Source organism: Burkholderia sp. ABCPW 111, assembly GCF_000773065.1.
GTDB lineage: Bacteria > Pseudomonadota > Gammaproteobacteria > Burkholderiales > Burkholderiaceae > Burkholderia > Burkholderia savannae.
The window spans coordinates 27,121-53,507 of record NZ_JPWT01000058.1; the positions used below are offsets into that span (position 1 = coordinate 27,121).

Here is a 26,387-nt window from a genome sequence, read left to right on the forward strand (position 1 = left end):
CTGCCGATCCGATTCGCTCGTGCGAGGCCATCTCCCGCGACGACCCGACGCCCAACGCGTCACATATGCTTGAACTGCCCCGCATACGCGCGGCTCACCGGCAGCACATCGCATCGGCCGCGCAGATGAATGCGCAGACGCCCGAGCAGATCGCGCTCGATCCGGTCGATCGCCGCATACGAGACGATCACGCCGCGATGCACCTGCGCGAAGCGATCCTGATCGAGCCGCTGCAGCAGTTCCTTGAGCGGCGTGCGGATCACGTGCCGCTCGCCCGCCGTCACGACCTCCGTGTATTTGTCGAGCGCCCGGAAATACAGCACGTCGTCGACGGACACGAGCCGCGTCGTATCCTTCAGCCCCACCGTCAGCCAGCGGATCGGCGTCGCCGCCTGCGACATCCGCGCGCCAACGAGCGCGTGCGCGCGCGCCGGCGCGAAGCCGCCGCGCTGCAGCTTCGCGATGCAGCGCAGAAGACGTTCGTCCGTCACTGGCTTCAGCAGGTAGTCGACGGCCGATCGATCAAATGCCTCGACCGCATGCTCGTCGTACGCCGTCACGAACACCACGCGAACGTCGGGCACGAGGCTTGCAAGCTTCAGCCCGTCGATGCCCGGCATGCGAATGTCGAGAAACGCGACGTCGGGGCGCGACGCGTTGAGCGCCGCGAGCGTGTCCACGCCGTTGCGCGGCATCGCGACGATCTCGAGCTCCGGCCACAACCCGGCAAGGCGCTCGGCGAGTTCGGCGGAGAGGTTCGGTTCGTCGTCGGCGATGAGCGCGGTCGGCATGTCAATCGATCGGAATGTGCAAGGTCGCGGTCACGCCCCGCGCGGCGCCGGCCGTCGCGCCTACCGACACGCGGCCGTGCTCGCCGTAGAGGCGCTTGACGCGCGCGACCACGTTGGCGAGCCCGACGCCGCCGTGAAGCTTGGTTTCGCCGTTGCCGAGGCCGACTCCGGTGTCGATCACGCTGAGTTCCAGCGTCGCGCCGTTGCGCACGCCGCGGATGCGAATCTCGCCGCCGTCGATCGACGGCTCGATGCCGTGCAGCAGCGCATTCTCGACGAGCGGCTGCAACAGAAGCGGCGAAAACGCGAGCTCCCGCAACGGCGCGGGCACGTCGATCGCATAGCGCAGCCGCTCGCCGAGCCGGATCGACGCGATCCGCAGCAGCGCATCGACGAGCTCGAGCTCCTCGCCGAGCGTCGACGTCGCCCGGCGGGTGCGGCCGAGGCTCGCGCGCAGGTAGCGGTTCAGGCTGTCGAGCATCGTCGACGCGCGGACCGGATCGCGCTCGATCAGGCTCTGCACGTTCGCGAGCGTGTTGAAAAGAAAATGCGGCTCGATCTGCGCCTGCAGCAGCGCGAGGCGCGCGGCCGTCTCGGCCTGACGCGCCTCGGCGGCTTCGCGGCGCTGCGTCTCGAGCGATGCGCGCATCCTCGCCGCCTGCACGAACAAGATGAAGAACGCGCAGGCGACACTGGTGAGCGCGAGCGACGAGCCGTACGCGAACCATTCGCGGACGCTCGCCCGGCCGATCAGATGCGGCACGTGCCCGATCGTCGACGCCGTGATCTCGAAACCGGCGAAGACGCTGACGGGCGCGACGATCAGCACCTTCGGCAGCACCCCGAGCTTGCCCCGCGTCAACTTGTCCGCGCACCAACAGAGCAGCAGCGCGGACAGGCCGATGCCGTTCGCGAGCACGAGGTACGGCAGCACCGCGTCGTCGCGACGGTTCGCCCACGAGCTCAGGCCGATCACGCAGTTGAACAGCACGAGGCCGAACAGACCGAGCATCCTGCGGCGCATGGTTCGCGGAACGCCGGAATCGGTCGTCCGAGCGAACAAAAATGGATGAGGCCGGCTTTGCATGGTGTCGAGCGAGCGAGAACGCGAACGAAAGCGATGCCACGACCTTGACGCCAGGCGCGCGCAAACGGCGCCGCGTGCGACGAACGGCGCCGACGCGCGACGAAACGCCATTGCATCCGACGCGCGGCGACGCCTCGGTCACGATTGTAGTGGAACGCCGAGTCGAGCGGCCGGCCTTGCCGAATGCGGCGAGCCGATCGTGCGCGCCCCGCCCGTTCGCGCATTGCAATCGCATTGCCCGCCGTCGCGGCGTCGCATCGTCGCGCCGATCGACGAACGCGGCTTGCGGCGACGCAACATGCCGGGCAAAACCCGCTCGCAGCAAACGCCGCTCAGGCCACGCCGGGCCGACCGCGATGCCGCGTGAGACGTGCCGCGCCGCCGTATGTTGCCCGCCCGCTCGTCGCACATCGATGCCGTTCGTCGCCCGGATTGCGCTGTCCGTCGCAAACAACTGCGCACGCAATCGAGCGCGCCTATTGTGGTCGACAAGCCGACCAACGATTGCGATCTCGATCATGTCCTCGATACCCCGCCTCCCGCCCTACGTCTTCGTGCTGTTTTGCGCACTGGTCTACGTCGGCGTGAAACGCTGCTTCCCGCGCGAAGTGACGCCGACGCGCCCGCTTCTGACGCCGATCGTGTTCGCGATGCTCGGCATCACGAGCCTCAATTCATTGTTCCCGCGCGCGGGCACCGGCGCCGACGCCATCGCGCTGACAAGCCTTGCCGCCGGTGCGGCGATCGGCTGGCTCCATGCGCGCCGCTGGAAACTGCAATTCAACGTCGAGAAAACGCGTCGGCTCGTGCGCCTGCCGGGCGACGCGAGCCTGCTCGCGACGCTGATGCTCACCTTCGCCGCCGAAACCTACATGCATTACGCGGTCACGGCCGCGAAGCCGTGGGCCGTGACGAACGCCTTCGTCATCGCGTCGTTCGCGGTCTGGGGCATCCTCGTCGGCATGCCGCTCGGCCGCGCGATCAACGTGGTCGCGCGCTGCGTCCGGCGCGCGAACGAATCGCGCGGCAAGGACGGCGCATACACGTTCGATTCGAACTGACCCGATATGCGCGAGAACGCGGCGGTGCGCAATCGGCGCGATCGGCGCGATCGGCGCAGTCGCCGCGCGGCGATCGCGCCAGGCGCGCGGCGGCGTTCGGGCAAGCCGCGCCGGCCGATCGACGGGCTCGCCGTCGAGCCCGCGCCCGCCAATGCGCGCCCGATCGCACCGAATGCCGGCCGGCCGAGCACCTCGACACCGAAGACAGGAATCCCGCGCGGCCCACATAATGACGAACCCATCGGCCGGATCACACAGGATCAACGATGCTTCTCACGACCCTCGAACAACTCGAAGCGCACTACGGCAAGCCGAGCGACCGCTCTCTTTGGAAGGAGATCCCGCATTTGAGCGACGACTACCGCGCGTTCGTCGCGAAATCGCCGTTCATCGTGCTTGCGTCGTCGGGCCCGGACGGCCTCGACTGCTCGCCGCGCGGCGATCGCCCCGGCTTCGTCCGCGTGCTCGACCCGCACACGCTCGCGATCCCCGATCGCCCCGGCAACAACCGCGTCGACACGCTGCGCAACATCGTCGCGAACGGACGCATCGGCGTGCTGTTCGTCGTGCCGGGCATAGGCGAGACGCTGCGCGTGAACGGCCGCGCGAAGGTGTCGATCGCCCCCGAGCTGCTCGCGTCGTTCGCGGTCGACGGCAAGCCGGCGAAGGCGGCGATCGTCGTCGACATCGAGGCCGTCTATTTCCATTGCTCGAAGGCGTTCCTGCGCTCGCAGCTGTGGGATGCGTCGCGACACGTGCCGCGCGCGGAACTGCCGTCGCCGGGCGCGATCCTGAAGAAGCTCGCTCCCGCCGAATTCGACGCCGAGCAATATGAGCGAGAACTCGAGGAGCGTAATCGCACGCGGCTTTATTGATACCGCTTAGTCGATGCGGCTCTGTTGATTCGGCCACGTCGATTCGATCGACCGACACGCGCGGTGCGGACGAAGCGCGCCGTACCGCATCGCACGTGACGCGGCGCGGCGCTGCACGAGACGGCGGATGCGCGCGAACACACCTGCATCGACACGCACCGACACGAGATGCGCAAGCGAAATGATCGCGATGCGCACCGTTCGCCCGAAGGCGAAACGGCGGCAAGATGAAACGGGAGCGCCGGCGGACGTTCCGCCTGTCAGACGGGAAGACTGCTCGGAGATCGACTTTCGCTGTCCAAAGCGTCGGTCCCGTGAGTTGAAAGCATCGTCTGTTCAATGAGGGCCGCTTGCCCCGTCAAACGAGCGGCGCGCGCCAAACAATCTATGACAATCTTTTGCCGTCGATTTGAACGTGCTTAACAGTCATCGAGCGCATCCTTTGCCATCATGAACTCAACGAATACGAACGCGACGGGGCCACCGTTAGCATGCACCCTGCGCCAAGCGGCCGCAGAGCCGCGCGGCGCAGGCTGACGGTTTCAAAAGCGCGCCGCATCCGGCGCGACGGGTCGCACCGAATTCCCCGCTTCACTCCTTCGCAGCGCCAATCCATTCATCCCATTCGTCCGCAAGCATGCGCGCGGCCTCGGCGACGCCGGGTCGTCGCGCGTGTGTGTGCGCCGCAGCAATCTCGCTGCGACACTCTCGCGACGTGCGCAACGCACCCGGTTGCGATTGGCAAGCTCCTTAACATCTTGTTTCCGAATCGTCGGAACATCGCCGACGATGCGCACTCAGACTGGATCGTAGTACCCGTTGAAACCCGATTCACGAATCACGACCAGAGGGAGATAACGTGAAATACTCACCGTTCATCGCATTGATCATGGCAGCTTCGGTGGCAACTTCGGCCAGCGCCGCAGGTACCGATGTCCAAAACGTGGGACAGAGCCAGAAGCCTGCGCAGGACGTCGCAACCTGCATCGCGAAGACCTGGGCCGACAAGGCGCAGCAGCAGGTCGTCACGCAGGAAGTGCTCGCGAACGGTCTCGCCGCTGACGTCTACGTGCCGGGCCAGCAGCCGCCGAACGGCGCAGCCGCGGTCGTGCGCCCCGCGCCCTCGGGCAACGCGAAGACCTGGGTCGGCTTTCGCGCGGGCAGCGGCGCCGCGGGCGGCGCTGCCGCGAGCGACATCAATAGCTGCCTGTAACGCCTGACCTGCCGGCGACGCCGGCATGCGCCGAACACGCCGGCGCGGCGGAAGTCGCGCCGGCGTGTTGCGCGTTTACCGCTCCCTCGCACCGCCCCGCCCCCTCGCGCGCCGACCGATCCGCATGCGCGACGCCTTCATCGAGTCAGCCCGTTTTCCGTCAGCCGCAGCCCTTTCACGTCGATGCCGATCATCTTGCGCGTCGACTGCCGCACGCCGTCACGCAACTGTTCGAGCGCGGGCGCGTTGCCGCTGCGGCGCAAGTCGTTCTGCGCCGTGACGGCGATCATCGCCAAATAGGCAAGCGTCTCGGCGAGCCGCTGCTTGTCGGCGTCCGACATCGCGCGAATGCGGTCGTCACGAACCAGCGTCGCGCTCGACTTCGCGCGCAGCGCATCGACGCCCGCTTGCCGTCCGCGCGCGTCCTCTCCGTTGACGACCTCCCACGACATCACGACATACGCGGCGAACACGTCGCCCAGATTGCGGCGATCGAACGCGCGGCGCGGCGCGACGCCACGCGCTCGAACGCCTCGAGCAATTCGCCCTGCTCGACCACGCGCTTCGCCTCGTCGCGCCTGGACGCGTCGCCGTGCGCGAGGAAGTTCACGATATCGGCCTGCACCTGCCGGTGGACGGCGGCCGTCTCGGCGAACGTCAACGCCGCGGGCGCCGCATGCGGCGAAGCGGAACGCGCGCGATCGGCGCCGCCGCGCGCATCGCGCCCGGGCACCTGCGAGCCGCCCCCGAGATTGCCGCCGAGGTCGTCGTTCACGATCATGCCCCGCCCGAGATCCGCCGTCGCGCCCGGATCGAATTGCGCGAATGCGGGCGCCGCGACGAGCGAGGACAGCAGCTTCAGCGCGGCGGCGAAGCGAATGATTTTCTGCATGAGCAACCCTTCTCCTGTTTCGGGAATCTGCGTAGACGCAACGCCTCGTGTTCGCGCATGTCGATCGCGCAGCGGCACGTCGACGCATCGGCGCGCCAATCCACGCATGTCGCGAGCATTGCGCGCCGCGCGCCGAGCATGCCGCGCCGAACACGCTGGCGGCGAGCGCCGTGGCCGCCGCTACTGCGCGCCGCGATCCCGCCTCGCGCGCAGCACGGCGCGCCGCTCGAGGCTCTCGGCCGACCACACTTCGTCGGACGCATAGTATTCGGGCACGGCGCGCGCGTCGGGCGGCAAGATCACCCACAGCTCTTTCGACGACGTGAAGATATGAATGTCGGGCGGCAGGCGGTCGGGATCGTCGAGCGTGCCGACGCGAACGAAGCTCACCGCGCCGCCGCCGCCCGCGTAATGACTCCACACCGCGATGCGGCAATGCGGACAGCGCGCGATCTTCTGGCCCTTGCCGCTGTTCGACGGCGTATCGACGATGTCGACTTCGCCGCGCAGCAGCAGCAAGCGGTCCGATTCGATCAGCGCGTTCAGCGCGAACGCGGTGCCGGTTTCCCGCTGACACCAGCGGCAATGGCAGCAATGCACGATGAGCGGCCGGGACGTCATCCGGTAGCGCACCGCGCCGCACGTGCAGCCGCCTTCGTAAATCGGGGGTTCGTCGGTTGGCATGCGTCGCCTCGCTTGAAAGGGGCACGATCGCCTGTGCGTCGCGCCATCCGATGATCGCCCTTCGCGCGATTCGTGTGAAGCGCCTTCTCTTGCTTCGCCCGGCCGAACCCGCCCGCGTCCGACGTCGCGCGCCCGTCGCGCCGCCGCGCCGCGCTGCGCCGCGCTGCGCCGCGCAACGAATCTGCGAAATCCCCGCGAACGGTGGCATGATAACGACCTTGCGCGTCATTACACCCACCTGCATCCGAACATGTCGAACCTGATCGTTCACGGCGGCGCCCCGCTTCGCGGAGAAATCACGCCGTCCGCCAACAAGAACGCCGTCTTGCCCATCCTGTGCGCGACGCTCCTCACCGATCGGCCGCTGCGGCTCGTCGGCGTGCCGGACATCACCGACGTCCGCAAAATCCTCGACATCTTCCGCACGCTCGGCAGCGACGTGTCGATCGACTACGCCACGGGCGTGCTCGACCTGCATCACCGCGCAACGGCGTTCGATCCGGCCGTCCACCGGCTGCCGGAGGAAATGCGCTCGTCGATCATGCTGGTGCCGCCGCTGCTCGCGCGCTTCGGCGTCGCGCGGCTCGAGAACGACGTGAAGGGCTGCACGCTCGGCGTGCGCGAGATCGACCCGCACGTCGAGGTGTTCGAGCGCTTCGGCGCACGGATCGAGCGCACGTCCGATTCGCTGATCGTGCGCGCCGACGGCCCGCTCACGCCGAATCATCACTGGTTCGACTACGCGTCCGTCACGACGACCGAGAACTTCGTGCTGTGCGCGGCGTCGGCGAACGGCACGTCGACGCTCGTCAACGCAGCGTCGGAGCCGCACGTGCAGGAGTTCTGCCGGTTCCTCGCGATGCTCGGCGTGCCGATCGAAGGCATCGGCACGTCGCATCTGAGCGTTCAGGGCGGCCGCGCGCTCGCGGGCGGCGAGTACCGCTTCAACGAAGACTTCCACGAGATCGCGACGTTCCTCGCGCTCGGCGCGATCACGGGTGGCGACATCGCCGTGCGCAACGGCTCGCCCGAGCAGTTCCCGCTGATCGACCGGACCTTCGCGAAGTTCGGCGTGCAGGTCACGCACGAAAACGGCTGGTCGCACGCGCTGCGCGACGGTCCGCTGAAGGTGAAGCAGCCGTTCACGCGCAACATCCTGACGAAGGTCGAGGCCGCGCCGTGGCCTTACCTGCCCGTCGACCTGCTGCCGATCTTCATCGCGCTCGGCGTGCAGGCGCAAGGCAGCGTGATGTTCTGGAACAAGGTCTACGACGGCGCGATGGGCTGGACGGGCGAGTTGTCGAAGTTCGGCGCGCACGTGTTCCTGTCCGATCCGCATCGGCTGATCACGTTCGGCGGGCTGCCGCTCAGCCCGGCGCGCGTCGAGAGCCCGTACATCATCCGCGTCGCGATCGCGCTGCTGATGGTCGCGGCTAGCATCGACGGGCGCTCGGAGATCCTGAACGCGCAGCCGATCCGCCGCGCGCATCCGCACTTCGTCGAGAATCTTCGCTCGGTCGGCGCGAACGTCGAGTGGACGAGCGGCGAGTAAATCGATGCGCCGCGCGGGCGCTCGCGCAATCGCGACGCGCCCGCGCGGCTTGCCGGCCGCCTACTTGAGCCGGCCGGACAGGAACTGCGCCAGCCGCTCGCTCTTCGGATTGACGAGCACGTCCTGCGGATGCCCCTCTTCCTCGATCCGCCCCTGGTGCAGGAAGATCACATGATTCGACACGTTGCGCGCGAAGCCCATCTCGTGCGTGACGACGATCATCGTGCGCCCTTCTTCCGCGAGCGCCTGCATCACCTTCAGCACTTCGCCGACGAGTTCCGGATCGAGCGCCGACGTCGGCTCGTCGAACAGCATCACTTCGGGCTCCATCGCGAGCGCGCGCGCGATCGCGACGCGCTGCTGCTGCCCGCCCGACAGATGCGACGGATATTTCGCCTCGACGCTCGGCGCGAGCCCCACCTTCCGCAAATACTCGCGCGCCCGCGCCTCGGCCTCGGCGCGCGGCAGGCCGAGCACGCTGACGGGCGCCTCGATCACGTTCTCGAGCACGGTCATGTGCGCCCACAGATTGAAGTGCTGGAACACCATCGAAAGCTTCACGCGCATCCGCTGCAATTGCTTCGGATCGCCGATCTTCGGCGCGCCGCGCCTGTCGCGCGTCACGCGAATCGATTCGTCGCCGAGCGTGATCGTGCCCGCGCACGGCTGCTCGAGAAAGTTGATGCAGCGCAGGAACGTGCTCTTTCCCGAGCCGCTCGAGCCGATGATGCTGATCACGTCGCCCGCCTTCGCCTGCAGCGAGATTCCCTTCAGCACCTCGTTGTCGCCGAACTTCTTGTGCAGGTCGTCTACCGTGAGCTTGTACATTCGCCGTCGTCCTTGATCGTCGTGGAATTTCGTTGCTCGATGCCGCTGCGCGCCGCGTCGCGCATCAATGCCCTTGGGGCTTCAGGAACGCGAGCCAGCGCGCCTCCATCCGGCGGAACAGCCAGATGAGCGCGAACACGACGATCGCGTACAGCGCGGCCGCGATGCCGTACGCCTGAAACGATGCGTAGGTGGCCGAATTGACGTCGCGCGTGACCTTGAGGATGTCGGGCACCGTCGCCGTGAACGCGAGCGTCGTCGCATGCAGCATCAGGATCACTTCGTTGCTGTAGCTCGGCAGCGCGCGGCGCAGCGCCGAGGGCAGGATCACCCGCGTATACAGCTTGAACGGCGACATCCCGTATGCAAGCCCCGCCTCGATCTCGCCAGGCGACGTCGATTTGATCGCGCCCGCGAAGATCTCGGTCGCGTACGCGCATTCGTTCAGCGTGAACGCGAGCAGCGTGCAGTTCATCGCGCTTCTGAAGAAGCTGTCGAGCCACGCATGATCGTGCACGACGCTCAGGCTGTAGATGCCCGTGTAGCAGAGCAGCAGTTGCACGTAGAGCGGCGTGCCGCGAAACACGTACGTATAGAGCCAGACCGCGCCCGACAGCGCGCGGTTGCTCGACGCGCGCGCGATCGCGAGCGGCACCGCGAGACCGAAGCCGAGCCCGATCGACACGACGAGCAGCCACAGCGTGATCGCGAGGCCGCTCATGCGGTAGCCGTCGCTGAACAGGTAGTTCTGCCAATATTGACCGATGATCTGAATCACAGCGCCAGCCTCCGCACACCCGCCGAATAGCGTTTTTCGAGGTACATCAACACGAGGTTCGACAGCGTCGTGATCGCGAGATAGATCGCGCCCGCCGCGAGCGTGAAGAAAAAGAAGTTCAGCGTGCTCTTGCCCGCGTCCTGCGCGGCTTTCACGACGTCGGCCAGGCCGATGATCGACACGAGCGCAGTGGCCTTCACGAGCACCTGCCAGTTGTTGCCGATGCCGGGCAACGCGAAGCGCATCATCTGCGGGAACATGATTCGTGCGAACACGCGCCACGAACTCATTCCGTATGCGAAGCCCGCTTCGAGCTGGCCGCGCGGCACCGCGAGAAACGCGCCGCGAAACGTCTCGGTGAAGTACGCGCCGTAGATGAAGCCGAGCGTGACGATGCCGGCGACGAACGGATCGATGTCGATCTGGTCGACGCCGAGCATGTCGGTCGCGTCGTTCAGCAGGATCTGGATGCCGTAGAACAGCAGCAGCATCAGCACGAGATCGGGCACCGCGCGGATCAACGTCGTATAGAACGTGCCGATGCCCGCCAGCATGCGATTGCGCGACAGCTTGGCCGCCGCGCCGGCGAGCCCGAGCGCGAGCGACGCGGCGAGCGAAAACACGGCGAGCTTGATCGTCTCGAGCGTGCCGGCCCACAGCAGCGGGCCGAAGCCTTGAAAGAGCATCTGCGATTTCCTCGATGTGCGCGGGCGCAGCGCGCCGTCGCCGTGAAGCGCGCGCGCAAGCTGTCCGTCGGGTTTCAGGGGGATTACGAATCGCTTCGGCGCGGCGATTTCATGCCGCCGAAGTTGTATGTACAACTTTGCTTCGACCGAATTCGGCCGGCAATCAGTGTTTTTCTCTAATGTCCGGCCGGCCGCATCATGCTCAAGCGCGATGCGCGGGCCGCAGCGCGCGATCGTCGGGAGCGCGAATGAAATTCGTCACGGGATGGACGAGTCGGTTCGTTCGTACGCACCTGCGCGCGGCCGTCTCATGTCTGACGTAATGGGTTCATCGCCTGTTCACCGGGATTCGCGGCAAAGCCCCTCGAGAGGGGTCGGCGATGTTCGGCGGCAGCGCAAGACAACGGCCCGCCGCTTTCGGCCGGCTCCGGACGACCGACGGATGCGGGAAGCCGAATCGTCGACAATCGGCGGGCGCGCCGCCATCATTGGCGGAAAGCGCGGAACAACGGGCTTCGACCGATGAGCCGAAGCCTCGTTTCCCGCAACGCGCGACGTGGGTCAGAAAGTATGCATCATCCCGACGTACGCGCCCGTCTGCGATTCACCCGCGAGCGGGCTCGTGTTCGGCGTCGCGTCGCGCGGCGTCGCGAGCAGCGAGAAGTTCGAATTCCCGCCGTTGCGCATGTAAGCGACCGTGCCGTACAGAAAGGTCCGCTTCGACAGGTTGTAAGTCGTCCCGAGCGCGTACAGGATCGCGTGGCCGGACGGATCGTGCGCCGCGTCGCTGCCGTCGCCGCCGCGCACGCGCACGTAGTAGCCGCCGCCCGTCACCGCCCACTGCGCCGTGGCCTGATAGGTCGCGCCGAGCCAGAAGTGATCGGCGCGATCCGCAAGGCCCGCCGGCGTGTCGGGCGCCGAATAATGCGTATAGGCGCCCTGGATCTTGAACTTCTGCACCTTCACGTTCGCGCCGATGAAATACTCGCGCGAGCTCGAGAAGATATTGCTCATGCGGCCGTTGCTGTCGCGCAGTTCGTCGTACATGCCGCGCACGTCGAGCATCGGCGAGTGATACGAGATCATCACGCCGTCCGAGCGGCCGAAGTCGCCCTGCGCGCCGTAATTGAAGCCGCGCGACTGGTTGCCGAACGCGTACTGCGCCTGCACGTCGAAGCCGCCGAACACCGGGCTGTGATACTCGACGTTGTTGCTCGTCTGCTGCCAGTTGCGCCCGCGCACGAGCGACGCCGACGAGAACGCCTGCTGGACGAACGGATCGAATTCCCACACGCCGTCGCTGTCGATGAAGAGATTGCGGCCCGCCTGCAGCTTGCCCCACGTGTCGTTCGTCAAGCCGACGTACGCGCGCCGCGACCACATCCGGCCGCCGCCCGTCGTGCCGTTCATCACCTGGAACGCGGTCTCCAGGTTGAAGATCGCCGACGTGCCGCCGCCCAGATCCTCGACGCCCTTCAGGCCGAACATGCTCGTGCCCCAGTCGCCGCTCTCGGCGCTCCAGCGCGACGAGCTGCCGCCCGAGGGATTCGCGATGTGATTCAGGTATTCGACGCCGCCGTCGACACGGCCGTACAGCGTGACGCTCGTCTGCGCGCAAGCGAGCGCGGGCCCGGCCGCGACGAGCGCGGCCATCATTTTCTTCGAATGAAAAACCATTGTTCTCCGCCTGTTGTCTTCTCTCAGGTTCAACACACGTCCGGCACGCCGCTCAACCGCGATCGAGCGAATAGCGTCCGGGGCCAGCCGCGCACAGAGCGAACAAGCCGCCCGTGATCGCGATGTTCTTGTAGAAATGGATCATCATGTTCATCTGCTCGGCGGCGGCCATCGACCAATAGTGATGGCCGATGAACGCGGTGCCGATCGTGTAGAGGCCGAGCAGCAGCGCGAGCGGCCGCGTGTAGAAGCCGATCAGGATCGCGATGCCGACGAAGAATTCCATCACGATCGCGACGACCGCCGCGATCGAGGGCAGCGGCGTGCCCTCGGAAGCCATGAACTGGGCCGTGCCCGAGAAATTCAGCAGTTTCTCCCAGCCGAAAATCACGAACAGGATGACGATCAGAATGCGGGAAAGCAGCAGCAGAGCGTCTTTTTGACGCGCAAGGAAAGTTTGTCTCATCGTCGTGCGGAGCGGGAAGCGGGCGTCGCGCGCGCTGCGACGACGCGTCGCGCACGAGCCGGTTGCGAACCGAGGCGGCCCACGGCGCGCGCCGCGCGCCGCCTCCCTGTCGACTGCGACCTGCCACCGGACGGCCGCCCGGTGCGATGCCGTCCTCCTCGATCGCCGGATAACCCGACCCGTACGTTACTGCGCGGCGCGCAGCTTCGCAACGTCCTGTTCGCTCACCTTCGCCGCCGGATTGCCGAACTGCCCGGTCAGATAGTTCGTGAGCGCGGCGATCTGCGCGTCCGACAGCTCGTGGCGGAACGCCGGCATGCCGACGTCTTCCTTGCCCGCCTTGCGCGCGACGCCGTTCAGGATCACCTGCACGAGATTCGTCGGGTTCGGCGCGCCGACCGTCGAATTGTGGAAGAGCGGCGGATAGTAGCCGTCCGGCGTGCCCTTGCCCTGCATCTGGTGGCAGCTCGCGCAGTTGCCGAGATACAGACGCGCGGGATCGACGCCCGTCGACGCGAGCGCGACCCCGCGCAGCCGGATTCCGTCCTCGGCCGGCTTGCCCCATGCGGCGCGCGCCTTCGCGCTGCCGTCGGCGACGGCGGGCACCGTGCGGACGTACGTCGCGATCGCGCCGATGTCCGCGTCGGTCATCTGCGAGAAGCTGTGCTCGACCGCCTCGGCCATCGGCCCCGCCGCCTGCGCGAGACCCGGCACGCTGCCCGTGCGCAGGTACTGCACGAGCTGCTGCTGCGTCCAGCCGCCGATCCCCGCGTTCGCGTCCGACGTGATGTTGTAGCCGTCCCAGCCCGAGAGCACCGAGCCCGCGAGGAAGCTGCCGCCCGTCTCGTCGAGCGATTTCTCCTGCAGCGCGACGCCGCGCGGCGTGTGGCACGTGCCGCAGTGCGCGAGGCCCTGCACGAGATACGCGCCGCGGTTCCATTCGACGCCGCGCTCCGGCTTCGGCTGGTACGCGCCGTCCTTCAGGAACAGCAGGTTCCAGATCTTGAGCGGCCAGCGCATGCTCAGATACCACGGGATCTCGTTCTTGCGCGCAGGCTGCCTGACCGGCTCGACGCCGTGCATGAAGTACGCGTAGAGCGCCTTCACGTCGTCGTCGCTGACCTTCGCGTACGACACGTAAGGCATCGCCGGATACAGGTTGTCGCCGCTCTTCGCGACGCCGTGACGCACCGCGCGCTCGAAATCCGCGAACGTCCAGTCGCCGATGCCCGTTTCCTTGTCGGGCGTGATGTTGGTCGTGTAGATCGTGCCGAGGACGGGCGCGCGCATCGGCAAGCCGCCCGCGAACGGCTTGCCGCCCTTCGCGGTGTGGCACGCCATGCAGTCGCCCGCGACGGCCAGATAGCGGCCGCGCTCGACGAGCGCGGCGTCGGCGGAAGGCGCGGATGTCGCCGACGTCGCAGATGCGGCGGCAGCGGCCGGCGAGGACGAAGCCGCAGCGGCAGGCGCGGCGGCAGCGCCGGCGTCCGCCGCGCTCGACAGGCCGGGCAACGCGAGGCAGCCGGCCAGCATGAAGGAAAGCGTTCGTTTCAGCATCAGATTTCCTTCTTCAACTGGTCCGAGATCCGCAGCGCGAGCGCCGCGATCGTCAGCGTCACGTTCACCGTGCCGACCGTCGGCATCGTCGCGCTGCTCGACACGAACAAGTTCGGATGGTCGAACGTGCGGCAGTCCTTGTCGACGACCGAATCGCGCGGATCGGCGCCCATGATCGTCGCGCCCGTGATGTGGTTGTTCGGCGCGAATTCGTCGTTGAACACGACGTCGGTGCCGCCCAGCACTTTCGCCGCGGTCGCGTAGACCTCGCGCGTGTGCACCGCGCCGCGCTTCACGTAGTCGTCGATCGCATAGGTGATTTCCGGGCGCGGGATGCCGATCGCATCGGTCGCCGTCTTGCTCGGCACGATGCGGTTCTCCGGTTGCGGCAGGATTTCGTGGAAGCAGTCGAACTGCACGTAGCGCGCGGAGCGGTCGCGGATCTGCGCGTCGAGCTCGGCGGGCTTCAGCAGCTTGCCGGCCTTGAAGATCTTCTGCGTTTCCTGATCGATGCGCGACAGGTTCGACAGGTGGATCTTCTTCGCCGCCTCGGTCGCGCGGAACGGGCCGTCGCGGAAACCGATCAGCGACGTCATCTCCTGCGGGCCGCGCCCCGGCCACAGCTTCTCGCTCGCGTAGAAAGACACGCCGGTGCCCGGATGGTCCATCAGGTTGCGGCCGACCATGTCGGAGCTGTTGCCCACGCCGTTCGGGAAATCGTGGCTCGTCGACATCAGCATCAGCTTCGGCGTCTCGATGCCGTTCGCGGCGAGCACGAAGTACTTGCCCTCGACGCGGTGCTCGACGCCCTTCGGGTCCTTGTAGAGCGCGGCGACGATCTTCTTCTGCGGGCCGACCTCGAGCTTGTGGACGACCGCGTTCTCGACGAGCTTCGCGCCCGCCTGCTCGGCCTTCTCGACGTGAACGATGCCGTTGTACATCGCGCCGATCGGACAGATCGGCATGCAGTTGTTGTTGCCGCAGCAGGTCGGACGGCCGTCGTACGGGCGGCTGTTGCGCGCGACCGGCTCGGTCACCACGTGGAATTTCGGGTCGTGGTTGTTGAGCGCGGTCTTGATCGTGAGCTCGTTGTAGGACAACGGCAGCGGCGGCATCGGGTACGCCTCTTTGCGCGGCGAGAACAGGTCTTCCTCGGGGCCGGGGCCCCAGACGCCCAGCTCTTCCTCGGCGCGCTGGTAGTAGTGCTCGAGATCGTCGTACCGGATCGGCCAGTCACGGCCGACGCCGTAGACGGTCTTCATCTTGAAGTCGTTCGGAATGAAGCGCCACGCGGACGCGGCCCAGTGCCACGTCGTGCCGCCCACCGCGCGGATGTACTGCGAGTTGAACTTGTGCTCGCCCTTCAACACCAGGTAGTCGTTCGGCGGGCCGTATTCCGGATGCGGCGCCCACGGGCTCGACGGATACGGCGCCATGAAGTCCATCTTGTCCGGCTGGTTGCGAAAGCGCTCGACGATTTCCCAGCGCGGCATGCGCGGGCCGGCCTCGAGCAGGATCACCGACTTGCCCGCCTTCGCAAGCTGATGCGCGACGATCGCACCCGCGACGCCCGAGCCCACGACGACGACGTCGGCTTGTTGTGTATCGGACATCAGGCTTGCCTCTCGATCGGTTTGTCGGCCCAGAAGCCGGGTTTGTTGGGGCAGTACGAGCGGATCACGAGCGTGTCCGACACGACGCCGAACATCAGCGCTTCTTCATAGGTGATCACGACGTTGTCGACGATGCCGAGATACCACGCTTCGAGAATGCGCAGCGCGAGGGCTTCCTGATCGGGCGTGAGCGTATTCGCGGCGAGCGCGCCGGCGAGCTTCGGCAGCCCGTCGCCGAGTTCGAACGAGCCCTTCTGCAACGCGTGCAGCAGCCGTTCGCCGACTGCGCGGTTCAGGCCGGTCTTGCCGGTCAGCGCCTCGGACAGCGTCATGAACGCGTCGAGCGGCGCGGCGCTCGGCGCATCGGCGAGCGCGCGCAGCGTGAGCGATCCCGCAAGGCCCAAGGCGCTCAGCGCGAGCGAGCGCTGCAGCCATTGGCGTCGGGTGAGCCCCCCACCCATGGGCTCGACCGCGTCGCTCGGGCGACGCGCGTGGGGATTGGTGTCGTTATTCATCGTTCCTTCTCTCAAGCGTCGGGCTCGGGAAAACGAGTGTTGATATTTCTCAAACTACGGCGCGGCTCCGAAATGTACGCGTTCGCCGCCAATTGAACAATCCCTTTATAGTTCATCGAATCGTTTTGCACTCCCTTGCAATGCGGGTTCCGGCGGCTTTTTCAGTTTTCGCAAAAAATTGTTTCTCAATGCGGCGTTGCGGCGTGCGGACTATCTGGAGTACGCAGCAATAAGGCGTGGCGCGATCACGGAGGCGCGCGCCGATGACTTGAACGAACGGCGCGGCGCAAACGGCGTTCGGAGGCTGCCGGAATCGATGGCGGAAGCCGCGCCGCGGCGCGGCGCGGCTGTTCCGTTGACGCTCGATCGGCCGCGCGGTCGGTTCGACGCGCCGGCGCATCGCACCGACCGCCTCCGCGCGCGCCGATGCCAGTCATTCGTACGATTGCCCGGACTCCTGAAGAGCGCGCGCATTTCAGGCCGACAACGAATGGTTCAGTTCACGAATTCGGCCAGTTTGGCGGAATCGTCTGAATGAGGTGTTTGCCACGGCGCTTTTCCGCTCCCCCTATGCCCGCCGCCGCGTGATTGCCGAATCGAGGAACGTTTTGCACGCGGAAACGTTCCGACATATCGTGCCCGCATCGTTATCGTGGATACGCGGCGCACGTGCGGCCACCCATACGCCGAAGAAGCGCTTTTCATTCACGAACGCGCCGCACGACGGCGCCCGGCCATCGCGAACGCTCGCGCTCGATCGCCCCGCTCCTGGACGGTTCGGCGCGGCCCTCCACGCCGACGATCGTCATACTCATACGTTTGCCTTCGCTCGACTTGCGCAACGCACGCGCGCCGCACGTGCCCGCCGCCGTCGCGAAGGTCTTGCCGCGAGATCGCTGAAATCCTCGATGCCCGAATCCCTGCGCGTGCGAAAGCGAATGCCCGCCGGGAGGAAACATTTCGCTCGGCCGCGCCGCCCGCTTCTGCCGCTCATGCGTATTCGTCATTGCTGCGGCTCCAACGGTCGCTCGTGTGGTTCCGCACGAGCGAAATGCGGTTCCGCGACGAGAACGAAATTGCGTTGACGACGAGCCCGGTGCGTTTCATCGGCCGCTCGAATTCGCCTGCTATCTTCGTCGCGACGTCGCGCGAATAGCCGGCGCCCCTCCACGGTTCGTCGGAATCAGAAACGGCATCGGCGCTTCGCGAGCGCCGAGTCGCGCAACGCCCGCCCCGTCGATATTCCCGAGCGCTCCAGCAAGTTCGCGCGCATCCACCGAATGCGCCCGCGGCCGAACCGGCACGCGCATGCGGCGGCAATCCGTTTGAAACGAACGCACATGCTTTTCGCGAGGAAAAGCCGGAAGAAATGCGATCGTAATGCGATCAAAAACTTCGAGCCCCGACGCGCGGCGGCCTCGCCTTTCCGCTCGATGACGCGCCCGCATGCCGAATATGCGCCGAGCGCGCATCCGATTGGCCGTTTTATACGGTCGTTCTCCGTTTCCCCCGCTTATCTCAAAAAATAATCTCGAACCAGGCCGCTTCGTACACCAAAAATGCTCGTGATTTTGTGCGGCAAGCGACTATATTTTCCGAAAGACTATCAAGAATTGTTAAACGCAGCCGTTACTCACACCAGTAACTCCGATCGGGCGCGCACGAGCCCGACGGATTCAGAACAAGACCTGGCGACGTACGGGATGCAACGAGGACGAGGATGCTCAGCGACCTCCCGCGCCATGGCCTTGACCGCGTTGACCGCGCATGCGGTTTCGAACCCACGGGTGGAGAGGCACCATGTACAACAAACGTAGCAATCCTGACAAGACGCGGTTTGGCCAGGCCCGCGCAGTGGCCGGCATTCTCTCCATGTCCTTCCTCGTTCCGCTCGCCGGTTGCGGCGGCGGAGGCGGCGGGGGCGGAAGCAGCACCCCTTCGGCAGCCGCACAGCCGACGCCGGCTCCGGCGCCGACACCTGCCCCCTCATCGGGTTCGTCGCAATCCGCGACTTCGTCGACATCGACAGCCGCTTGCCCCGTCACGCAAGCCGCATCGACAGCCGCAAGCGCGCAGCTCGCCTCCAGCGCCGTTTCGCAGGACGCGCCCGTCGACCACCTGATCGTCAAGCTGCAGGACGCGGCGGCGACGGCGGGATCGGGCGCGCGCATCATGGCCGCGACGAACGGCGCGACGCGACTGGATGCGGTGATCCAGCGCGTGATGTCGCAATGGAACACGAAGAGCGGCGCCGCTCGCGCCTATGCGCAAAACGTCGCGCCGACGAGCGCCGTGCAGGTCGAGCGGACGATGTCGGGCGGCGCCACGCTGCTCGCACTCGGACAAAAGATGAACGCGGATACGGCCAGCGCACTCGCGCAAACGTTCGCGGCCGACCCCGACGTTGCGTACGCGGAACCCGACCGGCGTGTGTTCGCCCGCACGGTGGCGAACGATCCGGACTACGCGCAGCAATGGAACTACTTCGATCCGACGGCCGGCATCGATCTGCCGAACGCATGGAACGTGACGACCGGCTCGCCGGGCATCGTCACCGCGGTGCTCGACACCGGCTATCGCCCGCATCCGGACCTCATCGCGAACCTGCTGCCCGGCTATGACTTCATCACCGACATCAACACCGGCAACAACGGCCACGGCCGCGGCCCGGACGCGACCGATCCGGGCGACTGGGTCACGCAGCAGGAGCTGACCGATCCGTCGAGCCCGTTCTATCAATGCGCGAGCGGGCCGTCGAACAGCAGTTGGCACGGCACGCAGGTCGCCGGCATCATCGGCGCCGCCGCGAACAACGGCATCGGCATCGCGGGCGTCAACTGGTACGGCAAGATCCTGCCCGTGCGCGTGCTCGGCAAGTGCGGCGGCGCGACGAGCGACATCGCCGACGCGATGCGCTGGGCGGCGGGCCTGCCCGTCGCCGGCGCGCCGACGAACCTGACGCCCGCGAAGGTGATCAACCTGAGCCTCGGCGGCACCGGCACGTGCGGCGACACGTTCCAGCAAGCGATCAACGACGTGATCGCGAAAGGCGTGAGCGTCGTCGTCTCGGCCGGCAACGACGGCCAAGCGACGACGCTCGATCGCCCGGCGAACTGCCAGGGCGTGATCGCGGTCGGCGCGACCGACAGCACGGGCCAGCGCGCGTGGTACAGCAACTTCGGCACGGACATCACGCTGAGCGCGCCGGGCTCGAACATCCTGTCGACGACCAATGCGGGCACGACGGTGCCGACCACCGACGCGTACGGCACGCACAGCGGCACGAGCCTCGCCGCGCCGCAGATCGCAGGCATCGCATCGCTGATGCTGTCGGCGAATCCGAACCTGACGCCCGCCCAGATCGCCCAGAAGCTCGCAGGCACCGCACGGCCGTCGCCATCGACGACATCCTGCCTCGCGCGCGCGCCGGGCGCGGGCATCGCCGATGCGGGCGTAGTGGTTGCGTCCGCAACGAAATAGGCGAGCGCCGCAATCACGCGCGCATGCGGCGGCCGCCCGAACGGGCGGCCGCTCGCGCTTGCGGCCACGCATGGCCGCCGTCGCCCGGCACGAATCGCACATCGCACCGCCCGCGAATATGCGCGCAAGTCGCGTAAGCGCGCTGTAAAAAGCTTGACGCTTCGTACGCCGACCCTTTACCATCGCCCCGTCTTGATACTTGGAGTGTTCCGTGAACACCGATGCGAGTTGTAGTCGGTCCTGCACCGGCTTGACTGCTGACTGAGGCATTCGCGCAGAGCCCCCAACGCTTCTGCCGCATCCCGGCCAGCAGGATGCGGCGTCTTTCCGGCCGTCTCGGCCCGATCTTCCCGCCACGAATTTTCCGAACGAACGACGCATGCGCCGCCATGCGCGCGTCGTGCACGCTCGTTCGCACGATGCACGGCCTGCGCCGTGCACGCGGGCGCATGCGCTCGCGCGCCGCCGCCGCGTGCGTGTGCGCGCCGATTTCGCATGCGCCCGCCGTGCGCAGTCCTCCTCCCGGACGCCGCCTCGCGTCCGCCCCACGATCGACAGGAGTCCAGATGGAAGCAGACGACAGTAGCCGATTACCGCTCGCCGGCGTCATGCCGCGCGACGCGCGCGTCGCGTCGGCTGCGCCGGCGAGCGATCCCGATTTCCCACTCACTCAGCCGAACGCGCGCGACGCGAGGCGGCGGGAGACGCTCGGCCCTCGATGACGCCGGCGCTCCCCGCCCGCCGCGCGCGGCACACGGAGCGACCGATGACACAACGCACTCCTTCAAAAAACAAGCAACGCGGATTCCTCCATTACGGTACGCGGGGCGACGGCGACGATCGCCGCCCGATGCGCATCGAATACGAATCCGCTCGACCGCTCGCCGACACGCTCGCCAATCTGCGCACGAGCGAGCGCGGCCTCACGACCGCCGATGCGAAGGACCGCCTGCTGTGCGACGGCCCGAACGAAATCGCACACGACAAGCCGCCGCACTGGACCCGGCAGCTGTTGAGCTCGTTCAACAATCCGTTCGTCTACGTGCTGCTCGTGCTCGCCGCGATCAGCTTCCTCACCGACGTCTACTTCGCCGAGCCGGACGATCGCGACTACGTCAAGATCACGATCCTGCTGTCGATGATCACGATCAGCGTGCTGCTGCGCTTCGTGCAGGAATTCCGCTCGCTGCGCGCGGCCGAAAAACTGAAGGCGATGGTCCGCACCACCGCGACCGTGCAGCGCCGCACCGACGATGCGAATGGGCCGATCAAGCACGACGTGCCGATGCGCGACGTCGTCGTCGGCGACATCGTGCATCTTTCCGCCGGCGACATGATCCCCGCCGACGTGCGGCTCATCTCGTCTCGCGACCTCTTCATCAGCCAGGCCGTGCTGACGGGCGAATCGCTGCCCGTCGAGAAATACGACACCCTCGGCGCCGTCGCGCAGAAATCCGCCGAACCGGCGAGCGGCCCCGGCGGCGGCGCGTCCCGCGCCGAGCACGCCGCACACGACGGCTCGCTGCTCGATCTCGCGAACGTGTGCTTCATGGGCACCAACGTCGTGAGCGGCACCGCGACCGCGGTCGTCGTCGCGACGGGCGCCGATACGTATTTCGGCGCGCTCGCGAAGAACGTCGTCAGCCACAAGCGGATCGAGACGAGCTTCGATCGCGGCGTATCCAGCGTCAGCTGGCTGCTGATCCGCTTCATGCTCGTGATGGTGCCTGTCGTCTTCATGATCAACGGCTTCACGAAAGGCGACTGGCTGAGCGCGCTCACGTTCGCGCTCGCCGTCGCGGTGGGCTTGACGCCCGAGATGCTGCCGATGATCGTGAGCGCGAACCTCGCGCGCGGCGCGGTCGCGATGGCGCGGCGCAAGGTCGTCGTCAAGCGGCTGAACTCCGTCCAGAACTTCGGCGCGATGGACGTGCTCTGCACGGACAAGACGGGCACGCTCACGCAGGACAAGATCATCCTCGAGCATCACCTCGACGCATCCGGCCGCAAGAACGAGGACGTGCTGCGTCTCGGCTGGCTGAACAGCTTCCATCAGAGCGGCCAGAAGAACCTGATCGACATCGCGATCGTCAATCGCGCGAACCAGCTCGGCGACTGGATCAAGCCGCAGGGCTATCGCAAGATCGACGAGCTGCCGTTCGATTTCGTGCGGCGGCGCCTGTCCGTCGTCGTCGAAGATCCGCGCGGCACGCACCTGCTCGTCTGCAAGGGCGCGGTCGAGGAAATGCTCGCGGCGTCGACGCATGTTCAGGACGACCAAGGCGTGCGCCCGCTCGATTTCGTCGAACGCAAGCGGCTGCTCGCGCAGGCGAGCGCGTACAACGAAGACGGGTTCCGCGTGCTGATCGTCGCGACCCGCGCGATTGCGCGCGGCGACGAACGCGAGCAATACCGGACGGCCGACGAGCGCGACCTCGTCGTGCGCGGCTTCCTGACCTTCCTCGATCCGCCGAAGGAATCGGCGGCGCCTGCGCTCGCCGCGCTGCGCGAGAACGGCGTCGCCGTGAAGGTGCTGACGGGCGACAACCCGACCGTCACGCTGAACGTGTGCCGGCAAGTCGGCCTCGAGCCCGGCAAGCCGCTCGTCGGCGCCGAAATCGAGGCGCTCGACGACGCGGCGCTCGAAAAGGCGGTCGAGCGCACGACAGTGTTCGCGAAGCTCACGCCGCTGCAGAAGGCGCGCATCGTGAAGGCGCTGCAGGCGAACGGCCACACGGTCGGCTTCCTCGGCGACGGGATCAACGACGCGCCCGCGCTGCGCGACGCCGACGTCGGCATCTCGGTCGACAGCGGCGCGGACATCGCGAAGGAAACCGCCGACATCATCCTGCTCGAGAAGAGCCTGATGGTGCTCGAGGAAGGCGTGATCAAGGGCCGCGAGACGTTCGGCAACATCCTCAAGTACCTGAACATGACCGCGAGCTCGAACTTCGGCAACGTGTTCTCGGTGCTCGTCGCGAGCGCGTTTCTGCCGTGGGAGCCGATGCTCGCCGTGCAGATGCTCGTGCTGAACCTCATCTACGACACGTCGCAGATGCTGCTGCCGTGGGACAAGATGGACCCCGAGTTCCTGAAGAAGCCGCGCAAGTGGGAAGCGAAGAACATCGGCCGCTTCATGCTGTGGGTCGGACCGACGTCCTCCGTGTTCGACATCACGACGTACGTGCTGATGTGGACCGTGTTCGGCGCGGGCGCGCTCTACCACGCGCAAGGCGGCGCCGCCGGCCAGCTCGTGATGAACTCCGGCTGGTTCGTCGAGAGCCTCGTGTCGCAAACGCTCGTCGTCCATCTGCTGCGCACGCAGAAGATTCCTTTCCTGCAGAGCACCGCATCGCTGCCCGTGCTGCTGTCGACGACGACCGCGATCGCGATCGGCTGCTGGCTGCCGTTCTCGTCGTTCGGGCAAGCGCTTGGCTTCATCCGCCTGCCCGGCGACTACTGGCTGTGGCTCGTCGCGACGATGGCCGGTTACATCGCGCTCGCGCAGATCGTGAAGACGCTCTACGTCCGTCGCTACAAGCAGTGGTTCTGACGCGACGCCTCCACGCTGCATCCGGCCGCGCGCCGCGCGCGCCGGCCGCTCGTTTCATCGAAGGTGACGATATGAAAAGAATGCTTCCGCTCGCGGCCGCGGGCGCCCTCTTCACGCCCGCCGGCGCGCACGCCGACCACCCGTTCACGTCCGACGACACGAACACGCAGGGCGACGGCAACTGGCAGTACGAACTGAACGTCGAGCGCACGTCGAAGCAGCCCGACATCGGCCGCCAGCAGCTATGGAACACGACGCTCACGCGCGGCTTCGGCGAGCGCGTCGACCTGTACGTGCAGGCGCCGTACACGCACGTGCAGACGCGCTCCGACGAGCAGGGCTCCGGCTTCGGCGACGTCGAGATCGGCGCGAAGTGGCGCGTGCTCGAACATGGGCCGTTCAGCATCGCGGTGAAACCTCGCTTCACGATGCCGGCCGGCCACGACGCGCGCGGACTCGGCAACGGCCGCGTCAACGCCGGCGCGACGCTGCTCGCGCAGTACGACATCGCGCGCGTGCAGTTGCTCGCCAACGCGGGCCTCATGTACCAGTCGAATCGGCAGGACAACCTCACGTCGATCTGGCAGGCGTCCGGCGCGATCATCTATCGCGCGACGGACAAGCTGCGGCTCGGCATCGACATCGGCATCTCGCGCAATTCCGAACGCGGCGCCAGCGCGAATCCGGCGTACGTGATCGCGGGCGCGATCTACACGCCGCGCGACTGGCTCGATCTCGACGTCGGCTATCGGCGCGGGCTCAACGATCAGATCTACGATCATTCGTTGATGGCGGGGATCACCGTGCGGTGGTGAGCCGCGTAGCCGCGGCAGCGTGACGGCGGGGCGGGCTGTCGGCCGCCCCGCTCTCTTTTGTATCGCCGGGCTTGTATCACTGGCCTTGTATCACTGGCCTTGTATCGCCGGCCTTGTATCACTGGCCTTATATCGCCGGCCCCGCTTCGCCGGTCTCGTTTCATCGCGCGAACCGCATCGCGCGTGCGTCGGCGCTTCGTGACGGCCGCGCGCCCTCCTGCGCTCATGCGAGCCACCCACGGCCGCGTCAGCCGTCGCCGCGCGCCGCCGTGCCGCCGCCGAAAAGCGCATCGCACAACTCGCGCCCCTGCGCGGTCAGCGCCGCGCGCCCCGTGCCGTCGTCGCGCATTGTCGTCTCGGTGAGGCCTGACGCATCGAGCTGCGTCAACGTGCGTCGCAGCACGCTCATCGGCACGCGTGCGCGCTTGCCGAGCTTCGCGAGCGACCACGGCGCGCCGCGCGCGTCGTCGGCCGCTTCGCGCAATTGCAGCAGCACCGCGACGATCGCCGGATCAAGGCCGTCGTCGCCGTTCGGCGACGTCGAGCGTTCATCGCCTGCCGGACGTTCGCCCCGCTTACCGCTCTCGCCGTATTCACCGCATTCAACGCATTCAACGCATTCAACGCATTCAACGCATTCAACGCATTCAACGAGTTCACCGCGTTCGTCGCGCACGTCGCGCACGTCGCGTTCGTCGCCCATCGCATCCGTCATCGCCGCCTCGGCCGTCATCGCTTCGCACACACCGCGGCCAGCCTGCCGAGCGTCTTCACGGCCGCCTCGATCTGCGGCGACCACGGATAGCTGTAGTTCAACCGGATGCAATGCCGGTACGCGAGCGTCGTCGAGAACATGTGCCCCGGCCCGAGCGTGATCTTCTGCGCGAGCGCGAGCCGGTACAGCTCCATCGCATCGACGTCGTGCGGCAGCTCGACCCACAGCACGTAGCCGCCGCGCGGCTGCGACAGCCGCGTGCCGTCCGGAAAGAAGCGCCGCACCATCGCCGCCATCATGCTCGCCTGCTGCGCATAGAGCTTGCGAATCCGCCGCAGATGATGGTCGTAGCCATCGTGCTTCAGATATTCGGCGATCGCGAGCTGGTCGATCGCGGGCGTCGCGAGCGTGTTCAGGAACTTGAGCTTCTCGACGCGATCGCGGTAGCGCCCCGGCATCGCCCAGCCGATCCGGTACGCAGGCGACAGGCTCTTCGAGAACGACGCGCAATGCAGCACGAGCCCGCGCGAATCGAACGCCTTCAGCGTGCTCGGCCGCGCGGCGCCGTAATACAGCTCGTGATAGACATCGTTCTCGATCGCCGGCACGTCGTGCCGCGCGAGCAGCTCGACGAGCGCGCGCTTGCGCTCGTCCGGCATCAGGAAGCCGAGCGGATTCTGGAAATTCGGCATCACCATGCACGCGGCGACGCGCTCGCGCGCGAGAATCCGCGCGAGCGCGTCGAGGTCGATGCCCTCGCCCGGATGCGTCGCGACCTCGATCGCGCGCATCCCGAGCCGCTCGATCGCGTGCAGCATCGCGTAGAACGTCGGCGATTCGACCGCGATCGTGTCGCCCGGCTTCGCGACCGCCTGCAGGCACAGATTGATCGCCTCGGTCGCGCCGATCGTCACGACGATCTCGTCCGGATCGACCGCGACGCCGCCTTCCAGGTAGCGGCGCGCGATCTGCCGGATCAGCTCCGGATTGCCGGGCGGCAAATCGTCGATCACGCCCCAGCGCGTACGCCGCCGCGCGATCGCGTGCGCGTGCCGCGCGATGCGCTGCGCGGGAAACGGCGTCGCGTCCGGGTACGGCGAGCCGAGCGGCACCGCGTCGTCGCGCGCGATCGAGCGCAACGTCGACAGCACGAGCCGGCTCACGTCGACGGCCGACGGCACCGCGACGGGCGCCGACGCATGCAGCTCCAGCTCCGGCGCCTCCTGCCGCGCACGCACGAAGTAGCCGGACTGCGGCCGGCTTTCGATCGCGCCGCGGCTCTCGAGCACCAGATACGCGCGCACGACGGTCGTGACGCTCAGCCGGTGCTGGCGGCTCGCCTGCCGCACCGACGCAATCCGCTCGCCCGGCCGGTAGACGCCGCGCCGGATCATCGCGTCGATGTCGTCCGCCAGTTGTTCGTAGCGCTTCACCGCTCGCCCCGTTCATTCATTTGTCGATATGAAAGAGTACAGTTTATTGACGCAACGCACCAGAATTGCGAACTGTATTCTTTTTCTTTCCGGGGAGGTGTGCTCCCGGGCCGCGC

At 66.9% G+C, this 26,387-nt stretch carries 19 protein-coding genes and 2 pseudogenes; 7 read left to right on the forward strand and 14 right to left on the reverse strand.

The window, feature by feature from the left end; all coding sequences use genetic code 11:
- Positions 1 to 59: 59 nt before the first annotated feature.
- The gene (locus tag X946_RS10575; protein WP_038746843.1) at positions 60 to 791 is read right to left on the reverse strand and encodes a LytR/AlgR family response regulator transcription factor; all 732 of its coding nucleotides are present in this window, start codon (positions 789 to 791) and stop codon (positions 60 to 62) included.
- 1 nt (position 792) lies between these two features.
- A complete protein-coding gene (locus X946_RS10580) occupies positions 793 to 1,803 on the reverse strand; it encodes a sensor histidine kinase (RefSeq protein WP_038746976.1) in 1,011 nt (336 codons plus the stop codon).
- A 593-nt stretch (positions 1,804 to 2,396) separates the two neighbouring features.
- Between X946_RS10580 and X946_RS10585 the strand changes: the two genes are divergently transcribed.
- The 3 genes from X946_RS10585 to X946_RS10600 all read left to right on the forward strand — a co-directional run bounded on the left by X946_RS10585 (position 2,397) and on the right by X946_RS10600 (position 5,027).
- The gene (locus X946_RS10585) at positions 2,397 to 2,939 is read left to right on the forward strand and encodes a hypothetical protein (protein ID WP_038746845.1); all 543 of its coding nucleotides are present in this window, start codon (positions 2,397 to 2,399) and stop codon (positions 2,937 to 2,939) included.
- A 266-nt stretch (positions 2,940 to 3,205) separates the two neighbouring features.
- Positions 3,206 to 3,814, forward strand: coding sequence for a pyridoxamine 5'-phosphate oxidase family protein (locus tag X946_RS10590; protein ID WP_038746848.1), 609 nt, complete (start codon positions 3,206 to 3,208; stop codon positions 3,812 to 3,814).
- Positions 3,815 to 4,757: 943 nt separating this feature from the next.
- Positions 4,758 to 5,027, forward strand: a complete 270-nt coding sequence (locus X946_RS10600; RefSeq protein WP_317135480.1) for a hypothetical protein — start codon at positions 4,758 to 4,760, stop codon at positions 5,025 to 5,027.
- A gap of 137 nt (positions 5,028 to 5,164) precedes the next feature.
- On the opposite strand, the pseudogene X946_RS36140 reads toward X946_RS10600, so the two are convergent.
- Positions 5,165 to 5,919, reverse strand: a pseudogene (locus tag X946_RS36140) (DUF6683 family protein).
- 180 nt (positions 5,920 to 6,099) lie between these two features.
- Positions 6,100 to 6,603, reverse strand: a complete 504-nt coding sequence (locus X946_RS10615) for a GFA family protein (protein ID WP_038746858.1) — start codon at positions 6,601 to 6,603, stop codon at positions 6,100 to 6,102.
- A 250-nt stretch (positions 6,604 to 6,853) separates the two neighbouring features.
- Between X946_RS10615 and X946_RS10620 the strand changes: the two genes are divergently transcribed.
- A complete protein-coding gene (locus X946_RS10620; protein WP_038746860.1) occupies positions 6,854 to 8,155 on the forward strand; it encodes a UDP-N-acetylglucosamine 1-carboxyvinyltransferase in 1,302 nt (433 codons plus the stop codon).
- A gap of 60 nt (positions 8,156 to 8,215) precedes the next feature.
- Here X946_RS10620 and X946_RS10625 read toward each other — a convergent pair whose 3' ends face one another.
- The 8 genes from X946_RS10625 to X946_RS10660 all read right to left on the reverse strand — a co-directional run bounded on the left by X946_RS10625 (position 8,216) and on the right by X946_RS10660 (position 16,275).
- Positions 8,216 to 8,983 carry an ABC transporter ATP-binding protein gene (locus tag X946_RS10625; RefSeq protein ID WP_038746863.1) on the reverse strand — a complete coding sequence of 256 codons (768 nt, stop codon included), beginning with the start codon at positions 8,981 to 8,983 and terminating at the stop codon, positions 8,216 to 8,218.
- Between the two features lie 64 nt (positions 8,984 to 9,047).
- Entirely contained in the window at positions 9,048 to 9,761 is a 714-nt protein-coding gene (locus X946_RS10630) for an ABC transporter permease (protein WP_038746864.1), read from the reverse strand.
- Positions 9,758 to 10,447 (reverse strand): ABC transporter permease, encoded by a 690-nt coding sequence (locus X946_RS10635; RefSeq protein ID WP_038746867.1) that lies wholly within the window; start codon positions 10,445 to 10,447, stop codon positions 9,758 to 9,760. The genes X946_RS10630 and X946_RS10635 overlap by 4 nt, the downstream gene beginning before the upstream one ends.
- Positions 10,448 to 11,008: 561 nt before the next feature.
- Complete coding sequence (locus X946_RS10640) at positions 11,009 to 12,124, reverse strand: porin (RefSeq protein ID WP_038746869.1); 1,116 nt, start codon at positions 12,122 to 12,124, stop codon at positions 11,009 to 11,011.
- 52 nt (positions 12,125 to 12,176) lie between these two features.
- Positions 12,177 to 12,590, reverse strand: a complete 414-nt coding sequence (locus X946_RS10645) for a DoxX family protein (RefSeq protein WP_038746872.1) — start codon at positions 12,588 to 12,590, stop codon at positions 12,177 to 12,179.
- A 186-nt stretch (positions 12,591 to 12,776) separates the two neighbouring features.
- Positions 12,777 to 14,147 (reverse strand): cytochrome c, encoded by a 1,371-nt coding sequence (locus tag X946_RS10650; RefSeq protein WP_038746875.1) that lies wholly within the window; start codon positions 14,145 to 14,147, stop codon positions 12,777 to 12,779.
- Positions 14,147 to 15,760 (reverse strand): GMC family oxidoreductase, encoded by a 1,614-nt coding sequence (locus X946_RS10655; protein WP_038746878.1) that lies wholly within the window; start codon positions 15,758 to 15,760, stop codon positions 14,147 to 14,149. Before X946_RS10655 ends, X946_RS10650 begins: the two co-directional genes overlap by 1 nt.
- Positions 15,760 to 16,275, reverse strand: a complete 516-nt coding sequence (locus tag X946_RS10660; protein ID WP_038746880.1) for a sugar dehydrogenase complex small subunit — start codon at positions 16,273 to 16,275, stop codon at positions 15,760 to 15,762. The genes X946_RS10655 and X946_RS10660 overlap by 1 nt, the downstream gene beginning before the upstream one ends.
- Positions 16,276 to 18,147: 1,872 nt before the next feature.
- Between X946_RS10660 and X946_RS10670 the strand changes: the two genes are divergently transcribed.
- The 3 genes from X946_RS10670 (at position 18,148) to X946_RS10680 (ending at position 24,123) form a co-directional block, all read left to right on the forward strand.
- Positions 18,148 to 19,755: a S8 family peptidase gene (locus tag X946_RS10670; protein ID WP_081989496.1), complete on the forward strand. Its 1,608-nt coding sequence runs from the start codon at positions 18,148 to 18,150 to the stop codon at positions 19,753 to 19,755.
- A gap of 766 nt (positions 19,756 to 20,521) precedes the next feature.
- Positions 20,522 to 23,308, forward strand: coding sequence for a magnesium-translocating P-type ATPase (gene mgtA / locus X946_RS10675; RefSeq protein WP_081989497.1), 2,787 nt, complete (start codon positions 20,522 to 20,524; stop codon positions 23,306 to 23,308).
- Between the two features lie 71 nt (positions 23,309 to 23,379).
- Positions 23,380 to 24,123, forward strand: coding sequence for a transporter (locus X946_RS10680; protein WP_038746891.1), 744 nt, complete (start codon positions 23,380 to 23,382; stop codon positions 24,121 to 24,123).
- 247 nt (positions 24,124 to 24,370) lie between these two features.
- Here the strand turns inward: X946_RS10680 and X946_RS10690 are convergent.
- Positions 24,371 to 24,652: pseudogene (locus X946_RS10690) on the reverse strand (DNA-binding protein); the annotation flags it as partial.
- A 200-nt stretch (positions 24,653 to 24,852) separates the two neighbouring features.
- Positions 24,853 to 26,271 carry an aminotransferase-like domain-containing protein gene (locus tag X946_RS10695; protein ID WP_038746896.1) on the reverse strand — a complete coding sequence of 473 codons (1,419 nt, stop codon included), beginning with the start codon at positions 26,269 to 26,271 and terminating at the stop codon, positions 24,853 to 24,855.
- Between the last annotated feature and the right edge of the window lie 116 nt (positions 26,272 to 26,387).